General features: G+C 73.5%; 16 protein-coding genes. 3 read left to right on the top strand and 13 right to left on the bottom strand.

All coding sequences use genetic code 11. The annotated features are described in order from the left end of the window. Nucleotides 1-7: 7 nt before the first annotated feature. Together QQX10_RS05570 and QQX10_RS05565 are read right to left on the bottom strand one after the other, a co-directional pair. Nucleotides 8-814 carry a DUF2202 domain-containing protein gene (locus QQX10_RS05570; RefSeq protein ID WP_301118972.1) on the bottom strand — a complete coding sequence of 269 codons (807 nt, stop codon included), beginning with the start codon at nt 812-814 and terminating at the stop codon, nt 8-10. A gap of 84 nt (nt 815-898) precedes the next feature. Beyond that, nucleotides 899-1465, bottom strand: coding sequence for a GNAT family N-acetyltransferase (locus tag QQX10_RS05565; protein ID WP_301118971.1), 567 nt, complete (start codon nt 1463-1465; stop codon nt 899-901). A gap of 136 nt (nt 1466-1601) precedes the next feature. Here QQX10_RS05565 and QQX10_RS05560 point away from each other — a divergent pair, with 136 nt between their 5' ends. Continuing rightward, nucleotides 1602-2441, top strand: coding sequence for a siderophore-interacting protein (locus QQX10_RS05560; protein WP_301118970.1), 840 nt, complete (start codon nt 1602-1604; stop codon nt 2439-2441). Between the two features lie 7 nt (nt 2442-2448). Here QQX10_RS05560 and QQX10_RS05555 read toward each other — a convergent pair whose 3' ends face one another. From QQX10_RS05555 to QQX10_RS05535, 5 genes are all read right to left on the bottom strand, one after another. Then, nucleotides 2449-3348: a phosphotransferase gene (locus tag QQX10_RS05555; RefSeq protein ID WP_301118969.1), complete on the bottom strand. Its 900-nt coding sequence runs from the start codon at nt 3346-3348 to the stop codon at nt 2449-2451. Further along, complete coding sequence (locus tag QQX10_RS05550; RefSeq protein WP_301118968.1) at nt 3345-3962, bottom strand: RBBP9/YdeN family alpha/beta hydrolase; 618 nt, start codon at nt 3960-3962, stop codon at nt 3345-3347. The genes QQX10_RS05555 and QQX10_RS05550 overlap by 4 nt, the downstream gene beginning before the upstream one ends. Before the next feature lie 28 nt (nt 3963-3990). Further along, entirely contained in the window at nt 3991-5229 is a 1239-nt protein-coding gene (locus QQX10_RS05545; protein WP_301118967.1) for a Dyp-type peroxidase, read from the bottom strand. Beyond that, a complete protein-coding gene (locus QQX10_RS05540) occupies nt 5229-5774 on the bottom strand; it encodes a copper chaperone PCu(A)C (RefSeq protein ID WP_301118966.1) in 546 nt (181 codons plus the stop codon). Before QQX10_RS05540 ends, QQX10_RS05545 begins: the two co-directional genes overlap by 1 nt. Before the next feature lie 83 nt (nt 5775-5857). Next, nucleotides 5858-6427, bottom strand: a complete 570-nt coding sequence (locus QQX10_RS05535; protein WP_301118965.1) for a hypothetical protein — start codon at nt 6425-6427, stop codon at nt 5858-5860. Nucleotides 6428-6517: 90 nt separating this feature from the next. Here QQX10_RS05535 and QQX10_RS05530 point away from each other — a divergent pair, with 90 nt between their 5' ends. Beyond that, nucleotides 6518-7192: a class I SAM-dependent methyltransferase gene (locus QQX10_RS05530; protein ID WP_301118964.1), complete on the top strand. Its 675-nt coding sequence runs from the start codon at nt 6518-6520 to the stop codon at nt 7190-7192. 146 nt (nt 7193-7338) lie between these two features. Here QQX10_RS05530 and QQX10_RS05525 read toward each other — a convergent pair whose 3' ends face one another. The 5 genes from QQX10_RS05525 to QQX10_RS05505 all read right to left on the bottom strand — a co-directional run bounded on the left by QQX10_RS05525 (nt 7339) and on the right by QQX10_RS05505 (nt 11521). Beyond that, complete coding sequence (locus tag QQX10_RS05525; protein WP_301118963.1) at nt 7339-8481, bottom strand: MalY/PatB family protein; 1143 nt, start codon at nt 8479-8481, stop codon at nt 7339-7341. 41 nt (nt 8482-8522) lie between these two features. Continuing rightward, entirely contained in the window at nt 8523-8996 is a 474-nt protein-coding gene (locus tag QQX10_RS05520; RefSeq protein WP_301118962.1) for an SRPBCC family protein, read from the bottom strand. A 69-nt stretch (nt 8997-9065) separates the two neighbouring features. Further along, nucleotides 9066-9230, bottom strand: a complete 165-nt coding sequence (locus tag QQX10_RS05515; RefSeq protein WP_301118960.1) for a hypothetical protein — start codon at nt 9228-9230, stop codon at nt 9066-9068. A gap of 56 nt (nt 9231-9286) precedes the next feature. Next, nucleotides 9287-10357 (bottom strand): TerC family protein, encoded by a 1071-nt coding sequence (locus QQX10_RS05510; protein ID WP_301118959.1) that lies wholly within the window; start codon nt 10355-10357, stop codon nt 9287-9289. Between the two features lie 297 nt (nt 10358-10654). After that, nucleotides 10655-11521, bottom strand: coding sequence for an ATP-grasp domain-containing protein (locus QQX10_RS05505; RefSeq protein ID WP_301118958.1), 867 nt, complete (start codon nt 11519-11521; stop codon nt 10655-10657). A gap of 99 nt (nt 11522-11620) precedes the next feature. On the opposite strand from QQX10_RS05505, the gene QQX10_RS05500 reads away from it, so the two are divergent. Further along, nucleotides 11621-12673 (top strand): hypothetical protein, encoded by a 1053-nt coding sequence (locus tag QQX10_RS05500; protein WP_301118957.1) that lies wholly within the window; start codon nt 11621-11623, stop codon nt 12671-12673. Between the two features lie 40 nt (nt 12674-12713). On the opposite strand, the gene QQX10_RS05495 is transcribed toward QQX10_RS05500, so the two are convergent. Further along, entirely contained in the window at nt 12714-13910 is a 1197-nt protein-coding gene (locus tag QQX10_RS05495; RefSeq protein ID WP_301118956.1) for a VanZ family protein, read from the bottom strand. Nucleotides 13911-13917 lie beyond the last annotated feature (7 nt).

Below are 13917 nucleotides of genomic sequence, written 5' to 3'. Positions count from 1 at the left end.
TCTCATCCTAGGGAGCAGGCACGCCCGTGAGGTCCTCGACCTCGGCGGGGTCGAGGACCTGCGCCGTGTAGTCGACCCCGCGGGCGTCCAGCTGGCGGACGAACGCCGCGAGGTGCTGCTCCGACGCGCTCTCGAGCGCGGCGTACACGGTGGCGATCGCCGCGGACTCGGCATCCTGGTCGCGCAGGTCGGCGATGTCGGTCTCCTCGACCAGGGCCGCCGCCCCGAGCGCCGCGGTCACGGACGCGGAGCCCTGGGCGAGCAGCTCGTCGTAGAGGTCCTGCAGCACGGGGTCGGACAGCTCGCCGGCCGCCGCCTCCTCGGTCGGGTCGGCGACGCCATAGGCGTCGAGCAGCCGGCTCACCGCATCCATGTGCTGCTGCTCGGCGTCCGCGATGCGGTCGAGCACGCGGAGCCCCCAGAGCTCGTCGAGAGCCGTGTAGAGGTCGCGTGCGAGCTTCTCCTCCTCGATCATGAACGCGAGGCTCGCGGCATCGTCGGCGTCCACGCTGGACCCGTCGGCGACCACAGCCTCGTCGAGGAGGCACGTGCCGTCGCCGTAGGCGCCCGAGGCGGCGGTGCCCGCGCCGGCGCGGGCGCGCATGCCGCCCACGCCCCACGCATCGTCCGCATCGTCGGCCATCATCCCGCCCATCCCGCCCTGCTGGACCTGGCGCGCGACGGTGCCGCCGCGGCCCACGGGGGCGTCATCGTCGGTGGCGGTGCTCACGCCCCACGCGACGGTGGCGGGGACGGCGATCGCGGCGGCCCCGACGGCCGCGCCGATCGCGAGGGTGCGCATCCTGATGCTCATGGCGGTCTCCTTCGTCTCGATGGCTCCAGTCCATCGCCGCCGTGTGAAGGAGCGGCCGTCGTGCGCGTGAAGATTCCGTGAAGGCTAGACGGCGAGCGCCTCGCCGCGGGCCTGCCAGTCGCGGGCGAGAAGCCCGAAGAACGCGTCGTCGGACACCTCGTCCTCGACCCAGTACGCCTCCCGCTTCACGCCCTCCTGCTGGAAGCCGAGCCGTTCGAGCACGCGGATCGAGCGGATGTTCTGCGGGTGCGTCGAGGCCTCGATGCGGTGCACGCCGTGCACGGTGATGAGGTGCTCGATCAGCGCCGCGGCGGCCTCCGTCGCGTAGCCCTTGCGGCGCGCCCAGGTGTGGAGGGTGTAGCCGATCTCGGCGGTGTGACCGTGCTCGTGGAGGTAGACGGCGACGTCGCCGACCGTCATCCCGTCGGCGCGGCGCTCGACGTCCAGCTGGTACCAGCCGCCCGGCGTCGGGCCGTCCTTGCGCGCCACGTCCTGGATGAGCGCGAGAGCCCTCTCCACCGAGTACGGGACCCTCCAGGCCTGGTAGGCGGCGGTGTCCGGGTCCGACCGGCGCAGGGCGAAGTCCTCCGCGTCGTCCTCGGTGAACGGGCGGAGCACCAGTCGCTCCGTCACGAGCGGGGTGAAGGTCACGCCGCCACTCTAGGGAACATAACGACGAAATCCCAGTGTTCACCGCATTTCCGGTTTAGGTGATGACAGCGTTGCGGAAATGACTTAGAGTCTCCGGGTGAGGTGAGCCTCACCTCACCACCCCGGAGGGAGTCCCATGGAGACCGTGCACGACGCCACCGTCGCCCGCGTCGAGCGCCTGAGCGAGCGCATGGTGCGGATCTCCCTCGCGCTGGACGAGCCCTCCGCCTGGGTGACCACGGGACGTCCCGACGAGTTCGTGCACGTCGAGGTCGGCGCCGACACGCTGGACCCCGACGGCCACAGCTCCCGGCACTACACGGTGAGCGCGGTCACGCCCGACGGCTTCGAGCTCGAGATCTTCCTTCACGGCGACGGACCCGGTGCGACCTGGGCGCGCGCCGTCGTGGCGGGTGACCGCACGCGGGTGTCCGACCCGAAGGCCTACTACGGCGTTCCCGCCGGGTCCGGCGTCCGGATCCTCGCGGGCGATCTGACCGCCCTGCCCGCCATCGCGCGCGCGCTGGCCGAGGCGCACGCGGACGAGGTGTTCCGCGTGATCGTCGAGGTGCCGTCGATGGACGATGCGCGGGATCTGCCGACCGCCGCGTCCGCCCGGATCGACTGGGTCGTCGGCGGCAACGGGCAGGGGGCCTCGGTGCTGCGCGATGCGCTCACCGGCCTCGCCCAGGACTCGGATCTGCTCGATCCCGAGTCGCTGTCCTACGTGTGGGTCGCCTGCGAGTCGGTGCATTCGCGCAGGATCCGCCAGCTCCTGCGCCGGGAGTTCTCCCTGGTCCTGGGCCAGTACCGGATCGTCGGCTACTGGCACGCGGATCTCGAGCGCGCGCTGCGCGTGTGGGAGGAGGCGTCGGACGAGCAGAAGGCCCAGTACGCCGCGCTGTGGCGCGAGGACCGCTCGGACGAGGAGAACTGGCTCGAGCTCGAGCCGTTCCTCCAGCGGATGGGCGTCTGACCCGGGCTCAGCCGGGGAGCACGCCCAGGTCGGCGAGGCCCCTGCGGCCCGCGCCGGCGTACGGCTCGTCGTCGACCGAGGCGAGGGTCATCGCGTAGCCGAGCGCCTCCGCTCGGGTGCGGAGCATCGCGGCCTCGTCGAGGCGCACGCTGCCGTGCCGGTATCCGCTGAGCACGTCGCGGAATCGCGATGAGCCGACCAGCACCCATGCCTGTCCGAGGTCCGTCGCCGGGTCGCCGGCCGCCAGGTCGCCCCAGTCGATGATGCCGGCGAGCCGGCCGCCCGCGACCAGGACGTTCTCGCCGTGCAGGTCGAGGTGGCACCACGTCTCGTAGCCGCGCCGCAGGCTCGCGCCCGCGAGGTACTCGGCGCGCGCCGCGTCGGCGTCGATCGCGAGTCCTCCCTCGACCAGCCGCTCGATGCGGTCGTCGAAGCGCTCGGCGCGGGCGGCGAGGGTCGTGGACCGGTAGGGGTTGCGCGGGGCGTCCGCCGGGGCCGGCATGTGCACCTGGGCGAGCGCGCGCCCCAGGTCTCCGGCGCCCTTGGAGCTGAGCGCCAGCTGGTACGCCGGCACGCCCTCGATCCAGCGGGCGATGGACCACGCCCACGGAAGGTCGTCGGTCGGGGCGCCCATCCGGACGGGCGCGGGCACCGCGAAGCCCCATGCCGGCGCGAGCTGCGGCAGCCAGGTGTGCTCGGCGCCCGCGTGGGCGGCGGCGGCCGCGTGGCGCGGGATCCGTACGGCGAGGTGCGGGCCGAGCCGGTGCACGACCGTGTCCCACCCCTCGATCGCCGGTCCGAGCTCGAGGTCGGCGAGGTCGGGATGCTGGCGTCTCACCAGGTCCAGCACCTGCGCCTGGTCGAGACGGACCTCGGTCTCGGGGCGTGCCCAGGGCGGGGTGCTCATGAGCCGAGGCTATGCGCGCCGTCCCCCAGCCGCCACTCGACAGCCGGGTCCGTGACCCAGTCGAGCATCGTCTGCCATGGTCCGTGGCCGTCGTCGACGTTGAGGTGGCCGCTGCCCGGGAGGGTCACGGCCGGCACGCCCCAGGCCTCGGCGAGCTCGGTGAGCGGTGCCGGGCGGTAGTCGTCGGTCTCCCGCGCGAGGATCGCCGTCTCGCGGGAGGCGCGGGCCGCCGCATCCTCCAGCCGCGCGGGTAGCGCCATGTCGCCGAGCGGGCCGACGAGCCTGCTCGGGTGAGGGGGCGCGACCATCAGCACGCGGTCGACGCGCAGCCGCGGGTCGAGCCCCGCGCCGTCGAGTCCCATGGCCGCGTGCAGCCACAGCACGCCGCCGAGCGAGTGCGTGATCACCACGCGCTCGCCGTCGCCGAGCATCTCGAGCTCGCCGAGCAGCACCTCGTGCTGGTCCGCCAGGCGCGGCGCGTCCGGACCCGGGAGCTGCGGGTACTGCACCGGGATCCGCGCGAGGCGGAGCTGCTCGCCCAGCCACCAGAGCCAGTGACCGCTCGGGCGATGGTGCACGAAGCCGTGGAGGAGCAGCACGCGGATGTCGGTCATCGCGCCATCGTGGCACGGCGCCCCGGGCTCAGAACAGGGTCTCGCCGACGAATCCTCCCTGCTCGCAGCCGGGAAGCACCGCGAACACCGCCGAGCCGATCGGAGTGGTCCAGGTGTTCATCAGGTCCGCCTCCGCGAGGCGGTCCTGCACGGGCACGTACTGCGCGGCCACGTCCGCCTGCCACGAGCCGAACAGCAGGCCGACGTTCGAGACCGCCGGGCGTCCCAGCGAGTCGAGCGCGCCGGGCTCCACGTCGTCGTCGTACGAGTACGAGAGACGGACGATGCGCCTCGCCGGGTCGGTCTCCCGCGCTCGCGCCGCGTGCGCGGCGGGGTTGATCACGGTGAAGCCGTTCGGGCCGGTCGCCTCCGGATCGATGTCGTCGTGCTCGCCGCCGCCGGTGAGCGGCGCGCCGTCCGACAGCCGGCGCCCGACGGCGTTCTCGCGGCCGGCGACATCGACGGCGTCCCAGCCCTCGAGGTCCATCGCGATGCGGCGCAGCACCAGGGACGTGCCGCCCGCGAGCCAGGCGGGCGCATCGTCGCGCGCCCAGACGGCGGCGTCGAACTCGGGGTCGCCCGGCCCGGGGTTGCGGGAGCCGTCGACCTGGCCGAACAGGTTGCGCATGGTGGTCCCCTGCGGGTCCGACCCGTACGCGCGCCGGAAGCCGCTCTGGCGCCAGCGCAGCTCGCCGTAGGCGCGCGAGTCGCGCACCAGCATCCGCGCGAGGTGGGAGATCGAGGTCGGGTCGTCGCCATGCAGGAGCACGAGCAGGTCGCCGCCGGACCACCGGTCCTCGAGGCGGTCGATGGCGTAGCCCGGCAGCGGTCCGAGCCACGCGGGCGCCTCGGCGCCCGCGAGGGCGACCGCGGCGGGCCCGACGCCGAACGTGGCGGTCAGCCCCGCGGGCCTCACCGCCAGCTCCGGCTCGAGGTCCGCGAGGGCGCCACGGCCCTGCGTGATGCGCGCCGCGTCGTCGCTCAGCAGGCGCAGCCAGCGCTCGAGGCCCGCGCGGTCCGTGGCGGGCAGCAGGTCGAACGCGAGGTAGGTGGCGTGGGCGCCGGGGCTCGACGTCACGCCGGCCTGGTGAGGTCCGTGGAACGGCGTGACGCGGTCGCCGTTGACGCCGGCTGTGTCCGCGGTCGGGCCCGGGCTCGCCAGGGCGCGATCGGCGCCGAGCGCGACCGCGGCGCCCGCGCCCGCGGCGGCCCCCCCGAGGAGGAGCTGCCGCCGGCTCGGGCCGCGGCGGATGCGGTCGTCGGGCATCAGCCGTCCGAGGGGTCCGCGGACGAGCCCATGTCCATCTCGCCGTGGTCGGCGTCCATGGAATCGCCCTCGTAGTCCTCGTTGCCGCCGTCGAAGTCCTTCGCGGGGGCGGTGAACTCGAGGGTGCTGCCGTCGGCGAGCTCCAGCGTGACCGTGATCTCCTCCCCCGCCAGGATGTCCTCGGGCAGGGCCATCAGCATGAGGTGGAGGCCGCCGGGCTCGAGCGAGAGCTCGCCGCCCGCCGGGACCGTGAAGCCGCCGTCCTTCTCCTGCATGGTGCCGTCGACCACCTCGTGGAGCTCGACCATGCCGGCGGCGTCGGAGGAGGCGCCGGTGACGGTGACGTCGGCGTCGGTGGGGTTCTCGAGCGTGCCGAAGACGGCCGTCATGCCGTCGGCCGCGGCGGTCTTGACCCAGGGGTCGATGAGAGTGAGCGAGTCGGCTGACTCACTTGCGCCGGAGGCGCAGGAGGACAGGGTCGCGGCGAGCGCCAGCGCTGACGCGGTCGCGAGAGCGCGGGTGTAGGGACGGGGACGGGTACGCATGGTTCTCCTGAGATGGGGGTGCGCGGGCGCGCACGGGTAGGCCTGAGATGGGGACGGCGCGCGAGGCGTCGAACGAGGATGGGTCAGGCGATCCCAGGAGGCCCGCGCGTGGCGGGGGAGCGCACCGCGAGCCGGCCGGACAGGCCGGGGCGGGGTGCGAGCACGACCGCCGTGGCCCCGGTCGGCGTGACACGCGGCGTGCCGAGCCGGAGCCGCGCGGAGATCGCGCGGGAGACGAGGGCGGCGAGCCGGCGGAGCGCGCGGACGAGGCTGTCCGCGCGCCGGATGGCCGCATAGGACACGAGCGCCGCGGCCACGTGCGCGACGGGCATGGAGCCCGCGTCGCCGGCGAGCGTGACCGAGCCGAGCGTCACGGCGCCGTGGTGGGCGTGGGCGGCCGGGGCGGCCGAGCCGCCGAACGAGAACGCCGCGTGGAAGGCCAGCTGGCTCGCCCCGAGCAGCACGGCGAGCCGCAGCCGCCCGAGCGGTCTCCCGGCGAGCTGCACGCCGACGGCGAAGGCCACCGCGAGAGGCACGAGCACGCCGGCCGCGGCGGGCGCGTGGCCCCCGGCCAGCACGTGCATGGTGAGCGCGGCGAGAGTGGACAGCGCGGCGGCGCCCGCCGCGCGCGCCATTCGGGTCCCGCCTGCCATGGATCCATGGTGGCACGCCCGGGACCCGGGCCCCGCATCGTCGCCTCCGCCGTCACGAACCGCCTCCCGCTCGGGGGACAATGGGTGACCATGAGCGAGCAGATGTCCGAGGCCCCGACGGAGCGGCCCGACCACCAGCGCTGGAACTACAACATCCACTACCAGCGGCCGCTGGTGGCGGACCTGCCGACCGCCGCGCGCACGGCCCTCGACGTCGGCTGCGGCGAGGGCTACCTCGCCCGCCGCCTCGCCGAGCGCGGCCTCGAGGTCACCGCGATCGACTCCGACCCCGCCGCGATCGCCCGCGCACGCGCCCAGGGGCACACGGTCGACCTGCTCGACTCCGAGGACTCCGAGCACCCGTCGCCGTCGCCCTCCATCACGTACCGCGTCGGCGACGTGATGACGGAGGAGCTCGGCACCTACGACGTCGTGACCGCGGTGACGACCCTGCATCACCTCGACCTCGAGGCCGGCCTCGAGCGCCTCGCCGCGCTGGTCGCGCCGGGCGGGCGCCTGGTGATCGTGGGGATCGCCGCCTCGAACTGGCCGCAGGACCTGCCGCGCGACGTGTGGGCGACCTTCGTCGACAAGTTCCAGCGCCTGTTCCGCGGCTACTGGGATCACGGCTGCGAGTGCGTGTGGCCCGCCCCGCACAGCTTCCGCGACGTGAGCGAGGCCGCGGAGCGGCTGCTGCCGGGCTCGGTGTACACGCGCGAGCTCCTGTGGCGCTACACGCTCACCTGGGACCGTCCCGCGGGCTGAGCGGCCCCGCAGGCCCGGTCCGCGGGGGGCACGGGGACCGGTGCGGCCGCGCTGCTGTTCTCATGCGGGAGCGCACGGATCGCATCGGTCGTCCGCACGCTCGCGCATGAATACGGCAGCGGGCGCGCATCACCCCGCCCTGCCCCTCAGGAACCGGAGAGCGCCGTCCCGATGCGCCGGGCCGCCTCCGCGAGGATCTCGGGCGACGTGGCGATGTTGAGCCGCGCGTGGCCCGCTCCGCCGGTGCCGAAGTCGAGGCCCCGGTTGAGCGCCACCCGCCCACGCTCGAGCAGGGCCGCCGCCGGATCCTCCCCCAGCGTGTCGCCGAAGTCGAGCCAGGTCAGGTACGTCGCCTCGGGCACGCGGTAGTCGACGCCGGGCGCGTGGTCCGCGAGCAGGTCGCGCACCAGGAACCGGTTGCGCTCGAGGCCCGCGAGCATGCCGGTCAGCCACTCGTCCCCGTGCAGGTACGCCGCGGTCTGCGCGATCACCCCCAGGTGGGCCGGCGCATGGTGCTTGCCGGCACGGAACGCATCGAGCAGCGGGCCGGACTCCACGCCTCCGACCATGAGCGCGGCGGGCACCGCCGCGAGGTTGAACGCCTTGGACGCGGCGTGCAGCGACACGGCCGTCGGGTCCACCGTGACGTAGGGAACGAACTGGTGGCCCGCGTGGACCACGGGCGCGTGGATCTCGTCGGACACGACGGGCACGCCGTGGCGACGGGAGAGGTCGGCGAGCGTCTGCAGCTCGGCGCGGGTGTGCGCGGTGCCTCCCGGGTTGTGCGGGTTGCACAGCAGGTAGGCGGCGCGTCGACCCTCGGCCGTCGCCTCGGTCATCGCGCGCTCGATCGCGTCGGGGTCGAGGCGTAGCGCGGAGTCCAGCGGCGCCTCGACGATCTCGCGGCCCGCCTGGATCAGGTACGAGTAGAACGGGGGGTACACGGGGGAGTTGACGATCACGGCGGAGCCCGCGTCCGTGTGCTCGAGCAGCGCGTCGACGTAGCCGAGGATCACCGACTGCACCGGGATCACGCGCGACGCGTCGAGCCCTGGCCAGTCCCACCGCCGCGCGAACTGCGCGAACGCCTCGGCGTAGGGCGTCGAGCCCGGGTAGCCGAGGTCGCCGTCGCGCACCGCGCGCACCATGGCCTCCTGTACCGGCTCGGCGAGCTCGACGTCCATCTCCGCCACCCACAGGGGCAGCACGTCCGGCGAGTAGTGGCGCCACTTCGCCGAGGTGCGCTCGCGCAGGCGGGACAGGGGTACGTCGAAGGGGTCGGCGGTCATGAGCCGAGCCTAGGCGACCCCGCGGGTGCCGCCGGTGCCGCTCAGCGCATGGTCTGCAGGAGCGCCGCAAGGCGCTGGATGGGCTCGCGCATGCGGTCCATCCCGCCCAGATGGATGAAGCCGTCCCGGTGGTAGAGGTCGGGGAAGATGTGCGAGGTCACCAGCACGGTGCCGCCCTGCGTGGGCGACATCTCGATCCGCATGTGCGTGCGGACCTCGGTGAAGAGCTCCGCGGTGAACGTGCATTGCAGCAGGTGGAGCGGCTCGACCTTCTCGAACCGCCCGAAGAAGGAGAACGCGTTCCCCTCCGGGTCCGACTGCACCACGCGCCAGGCGCCGCCCTCGGTCGCGTTGATCTCGACCTCACGGTTGATGTAGCCCGCCGGGGCCCACCACTGCTGGACGTAGAGCGCCTCGATGTGCGCGGTCCAGACCTTCTCGACGGGGGCGTTCAGCCGCGCGGTCGCGACGAGCGCGTACGGCTCGGCGGGAGCATCGAACACCACGTCGACCACGGTGCGCCTCTCGATCCGCGGGCTCCGAGATGCCCGATATGTCCAGACTGGCCAGGCCGGGGGGCCTCGTCAAGCACCGGGGCGCAGGATGTTCTTCCCGATCCTCAGCCCGCGGGCCGCCTTGGAGTCGGGACCGCGCCTCTCCTCCACCTTGTCGGCGATCATCCCGAGCGCCGCCGCCGTGAGCGGGATGGCGATCGCCATGAAGATCCAGCGTCCGAACCGTCGTCTCATATGTGCACCTCCGTGGCCGTCAACGCGGGCCGACCCCCAGGGCTTCCCGGCGGGCGTCAGCCCGCGTCCGGGCGGCCCGGCCCGGGAGCCGGGTCGACGAAGGCGTGGTGGTCCGCGGCGGCCGCCTCCTCCTCGGCGCGCCGCGACGCGCGTAGCGACGTCACCGTGGTCACCGCGAGCACGCCGACGATCACGACCAGCGACCACAGGGTGGGCACGGTGGGCACGGCCGGCCAGACGCCGTGGGCCCAGTGCAGCACCAGCTTCACGCCGATGAACGCGAGGATCACGGACAGCCCGTAGCCCAGGTGGACCAGCTTCGACAGCGCGCCCTCGAGCACGAAGTACAGGGCGCGCAGGCCCAGGAGGGCGAACGCGTTGGTCGCGAAGACCAGGTACGGGTCCGCGGTGATGCCGTAGACGGCGGGCACCGAGTCGACCGCGAACACCAGGTCGGTGGTGATGATGGCGGCCATCACGAGCGCGAGCGGGGTCAGCGCACGGCGGCCGTTCATCAGGACGGTCGCCTTGGTCCCGTGGTAGTCGCCGGTGACGGGGAACACCTTGCTCATGACCTTCACGATCCGCATCTCGGCGGGGTCGACGTGCTCGTCCTCGGTGCTGCGGGCGTCGCGGAGGACCTTCACGGCGGTGGCGAGGAGGATCGCGCCGAACAGCAGGAAGGTCCAGTCGAAGGTCGCGATGAGCCCGGCGCCCAGCGCGATGAAGATGCCGCGGAGCACGATCGCGCCGGCCACGCCGATCAGCAGCACGCGCTGCTGCAGGACACGCGGCACGGCGAACGCGCCCAGGATCAGGATGAACACGAACAGGTTGTCGACGGACAGCGACTTCTCGACGATGTAGCCGGTGTAGTACTTCACGCCGATGTCGGAGCCGTGGGCGAGCCACACCCACGCGCCGAACGCCAGCGGCAGCGCGATGTAGAACGCGGACCAGCCGAGGGCCTCCTTGAAGGAGACCTCGTGCGGCTTGCGGGTGATCAGGAAGTCGAACACCAGCAGCGCGATGACCGCGGCGATGGTGCCGGCCCACAGCCCTGGGGTGGCGATGGTGGTGAGCGCGGAGGGGTCCGGCACGGCGGACTCGAGAGCGAGCGGGGACATGGGTCTCCTCAGGTACGACGACGACCTGAGGTCTCCTTCACCGCCGCCTCAGCGAGGATGCGGTGCCCGCCCGGGAGAATCCACGGAGATCTCGTACTGACCGGAGCGGGGCTTGGGAAGTACTCCCCTCGGGGGTCAACAGTAGGTCACGCGGACGCATCCGTCACGCTCCCCGCTCCGCCACCGAGATTGCTGCGCACGGAATCGTCCGCGACACGCGGACGGGAGGGGACGATGCGGGCGCTCGGGTCGGCGTGTCGCCCACCGATCCGTGCGGAGCATCTTCAGGGGTGGGGGTCAGTCGAGCAGGGCCCGGAACGCCTCCGCCGCGCTTTCTGCGGCCCCCGGGTGCATCGCGAGGAACAGGCTGGGCTCCGTGAGCTCGAGCTCGAGCACCATGGGACCGTCGTCCGAGGGGAGCAGGTCGATCCGCGTGTACGCGAGGTCGCCGTGACCCAGGCCGGGCAGCGCGGCCACGATGCGGTCGGCGAGCTCCCGCTCGGCCTCGGTGGGCTCGGCGGGGGCCACCTTCTCGTCGGCGTAGAGCCCGGTCTCCCATGACATGTCGCGCGACAGGATCGCGGCCTTGCGCGCGGCGTGGGAGAAGCGGCCGCCCAGGTAGATGAGCGCGGTCTCGCCGTGGGTGTCGACCTGCGCGAGGTACGGCTGGAGCATGGCGACCTTGCCGTCGGCGTGCAGCGCCGCGACGTGGGCGGCCGCGCCCTCGGCGTCGCCGTCGAACAGCCGCGCGCCGTTCGAGCCCGCGCCCACCGACGGCTTCACCACCAGGTGCCCGTCGAGCGCGATCACCGCATCGTCCGGCACCTGCTCGCCTGGGAGCACGAACGTGGTCGGCACCACGGGGATCCCCGCCGCGGCGAGGTCGTGCAGGTAGCGCTTGTCGGTGTTCCACTCGACCGTCGCGACGGGGTTGCGCAGGCGCGTGATCTCGGAGACGCCGCGCGCCCAGTCGAGGAAGTCCTCGAGTCGGTCGTGGTAGTTCCAGGTCGACCGCAGCACGGCGACGTCGAACTCGGCCCAGTCCACCGCCGGGTCGTCCCACGCGACCAGCTGGGCCTCGGGGAGGTGCGGCAGGAGCAGCTCCTCGTCGGCGTCCGGGACCGACAGGTCGACGGTGGTGACGATCGCGATGCGGGGGGTCATGGCGCTCACGCTAGCGCCTCGCCGGGGTGCCGCCGTCGCGTCGCGTGGCTCCGCGGGGCCGGGACGAGGCGGCGATACGCTCGCGATGGAGGTGCGGCGATGGCGGCATGGCAGCAGGCGGTGGCGGTGGTCGCGGCCCTCGCGGTCGGCGGCGGCCTCGCCTACGGCACGTACTCCCTGGTACGTGACACGGTGCTCGCCGAGCCCTCCCCGTCACCGAGCGCGACGGCCTCGCCCGAGCCCAGCGCATCCTCCGATCCGTGTGAGTGGGACGCGCTGCCCGAGGAGGCACGGCCCGCGCTCGCTGAGCAGCCCGACGGGCTCCCCGAGGCCTACGCGCTCACCCCGGACGTCTGGGCATGCGCCGACGAGACGTGGAGCGTCGAGGTCGAGGTGGTCGAGGGTGACGGCTACCCGATGGGGATCCAGTGGCAGTCGCTGTACCTGCGGTCGCCGTCGGGCGACCGGGTGCTCCTGTACGGGCTGCGCAACGACGTGCAGATCGAGGTGGTGGGTCAGGACGTCCCCGCGCGCGCGGCGTGGCTCGCGCGCGTCACCGGTGGCGACTCGTTCCAGGTGGTCCAGATGGACCTCGCCGACGGACTCGTGGTCGAGGACTGGGGCGGCGGCATGCTGCCGGCCTCCCAGGTGCACGACGGCGGCGTCTGGGACGTGTGGGCGGCGCAGCCGCTCGACTCCGGCGCCGAGCTGTGGCTCGGCGCCCGCTACACGGGAGACGCGTCAGCGGTGTTCATGCGGACCGCCGGTCGCACGTTCCAGCCGTACTCCGCTCAGCGGATCATCGACCAGATGACCGCGAACGGCTCGATCACCGCGTCCGGGATCGGGGGCGTGGCCCTCTGGCTGTCCTCCGACCTGACCTACGCCGTCGGGCTCGAGCAGATGCCCGCGGGCGACGACGGGATCACGACCACGGGGTCGGCCACCTGGGTGGTGATCGACCTGGTGAGGGACCAGTGGCGGCTCGAGTCATCGTCCGCGCCCACGGGCGTGTGCGCGCCTGTGCCCGAGGCGGCGCTGGGCGGCACCTACGACGCGCCGGGCCCGATCCCGGCCGTGTGCGCGACGGGCGGCTCGGGGTCCGAGGCGTGGACGCTCGCCGTCGACGCGGGCCCCGTCCTGGCCGGCTAGGTCGCGGCTCCCGCGCCCGCCCGCGATCCCGCCGGGACGCTCAGTCCTGCTCCTGCGGCCCGCCGGCCTGCTCCTGCGGCCCGCCGGCCTGCTCCTGCGGCCCGCCGGCCTGCTCCTGCGGCCCGCCGGCGCCCTGCGGGACGGTCAGTCCTGCGTCCGCGGCGAGCGCCGGGCGGGTGCGCGTGACGGTGCGCCCGAGCAGCCCGGCGAGCGAGCGGCGGTCCTTCCGCACCAGCACCACCACGAGCTCGACCGCCCAGATCGCGATCCCCAGCCCGGCGTTCACGGAGTACATCAGCCATCGCACGGCGTACCGGATCAGCGCGGCGCGGCGCGGAGCCGGACGCTCGGGATGGGCCGCGTCCGCCGGAGCGATGTTCAGCACCAGCATGCCCGGGGTCGCCCGGTCACGTCGGATCAGCGGCACCGCGAGCAGCAGCGCCGCCCCGACCAGCACGTCGATCGTGATCGCAACCCCCGTGTGCTCGAGCACCTCGACCGCCCGGTCGAGGCCGGCCGCCGCGATGAACCCCGCCGCGATCGCGCTGCGGACGGCCACGGCCCCCGCGAGCACCAGCATCGCGTCGACCAGGGAGGCCGCCACGCGCCGGGTCCGGCGCGGCGCCTCGAGGTCCGGCACGGGCTCGGGCCGGGATCCCCGCCACCACCGGGACAGCAGGACCGAGAGGCCCACGCCCACCGCGCCGCCGGTCGTGTTGATCAGCAGGTCGTCCACGTCGAACAGGCGGTACGGGCAGTCGTACGCCCCGTAGAAGGCGGTGCCCTGCGTGACCTCGATGAGCAGCGAGGTCACCAGGCCCACCGCGATCACCACCCAGGCGCGCCAGCGCGTGACCTGGTGGAGGAAGAAGCCGTACGGGACGAACAGCAGGATGTTGAAGAACACCTGGAGGAATACCCCGGAGGTGACGGCGGCGAGACCCTGCTCGCGGACCGCGTCGGCGATCGGGGCGATCGAGGCGAACGGCCGGGTCTGCCAGTAGGTCAGCAGCGCGCGGGCCTCGCAGTCGAGCGTCCCCGGCGCAGGCAACGGGAACACGGTGAAGGCCGCGAGCGAGACCGCGGAGCCGAGCAGCCCGAGCGACGCCAGCAGCGGCCAGCCGCGCAGCCGCCCGTAGCGTCGCACCACGGTGCCCAGGATGGGCAGCATCGCGATGGGGATCAGGGCCACCGTCGCGAGGACGGTGAGCAGCGCATCGGCGCCGTAGACGCTCATGCGCCCA

Source organism: Demequina lignilytica (assembly GCF_030418305.1).
GTDB lineage: Bacteria > Actinomycetota > Actinomycetes > Actinomycetales > Demequinaceae > Demequina > Demequina lignilytica.
This window is presented reverse-complemented; position numbering and strand designations above follow the sequence as displayed.

Excerpts from the sequence above, each read along its gene's own strand:
- QQX10_RS05570 (WP_301118972.1), bottom strand. The coding sequence starts at position 814 with ATGAGCATCAGGATGCGCACCCTCGCGATCGGCGCGGCCGTCGGGGCC.
- QQX10_RS05560 (WP_301118970.1), top strand. The coding sequence starts at position 1,602 with ATGGAGACCGTGCACGACGCCACCGTCGCCCGCGTCGAGCGCCTGAGC.
- QQX10_RS05555 (WP_301118969.1), bottom strand. The coding sequence starts at position 3,348 with ATGAGCACCCCGCCCTGGGCACGCCCCGAGACCGAGGTCCGTCTCGAC.
- QQX10_RS05550 (WP_301118968.1), bottom strand. The coding sequence starts at position 3,962 with ATGACCGACATCCGCGTGCTGCTCCTCCACGGCTTCGTGCACCATCGC.
- QQX10_RS05545 (WP_301118967.1), bottom strand. The coding sequence starts at position 5,229 with ATGCCCGACGACCGCATCCGCCGCGGCCCGAGCCGGCGGCAGCTCCTC.
- QQX10_RS05540 (WP_301118966.1), bottom strand. The coding sequence starts at position 5,774 with ATGCGTACCCGTCCCCGTCCCTACACCCGCGCTCTCGCGACCGCGTCA.
- QQX10_RS05535 (WP_301118965.1), bottom strand. The coding sequence starts at position 6,427 with ATGGCAGGCGGGACCCGAATGGCGCGCGCGGCGGGCGCCGCCGCGCTG.
- QQX10_RS05530 (WP_301118964.1), top strand. The coding sequence starts at position 6,518 with ATGAGCGAGCAGATGTCCGAGGCCCCGACGGAGCGGCCCGACCACCAG.
- QQX10_RS05525 (WP_301118963.1), bottom strand. The coding sequence starts at position 8,481 with ATGACCGCCGACCCCTTCGACGTACCCCTGTCCCGCCTGCGCGAGCGC.
- QQX10_RS05515 (WP_301118960.1), bottom strand. The coding sequence starts at position 9,230 with ATGAGACGACGGTTCGGACGCTGGATCTTCATGGCGATCGCCATCCCG.
- QQX10_RS05510 (WP_301118959.1), bottom strand. The coding sequence starts at position 10,357 with ATGTCCCCGCTCGCTCTCGAGTCCGCCGTGCCGGACCCCTCCGCGCTC.
- QQX10_RS05505 (WP_301118958.1), bottom strand. The coding sequence starts at position 11,521 with ATGACCCCCCGCATCGCGATCGTCACCACCGTCGACCTGTCGGTCCCG.
- QQX10_RS05500 (WP_301118957.1), top strand. The coding sequence starts at position 11,621 with ATGGCGGCATGGCAGCAGGCGGTGGCGGTGGTCGCGGCCCTCGCGGTC.
- QQX10_RS05495 (WP_301118956.1), bottom strand. The coding sequence starts at position 13,910 with ATGAGCGTCTACGGCGCCGATGCGCTGCTCACCGTCCTCGCGACGGTG.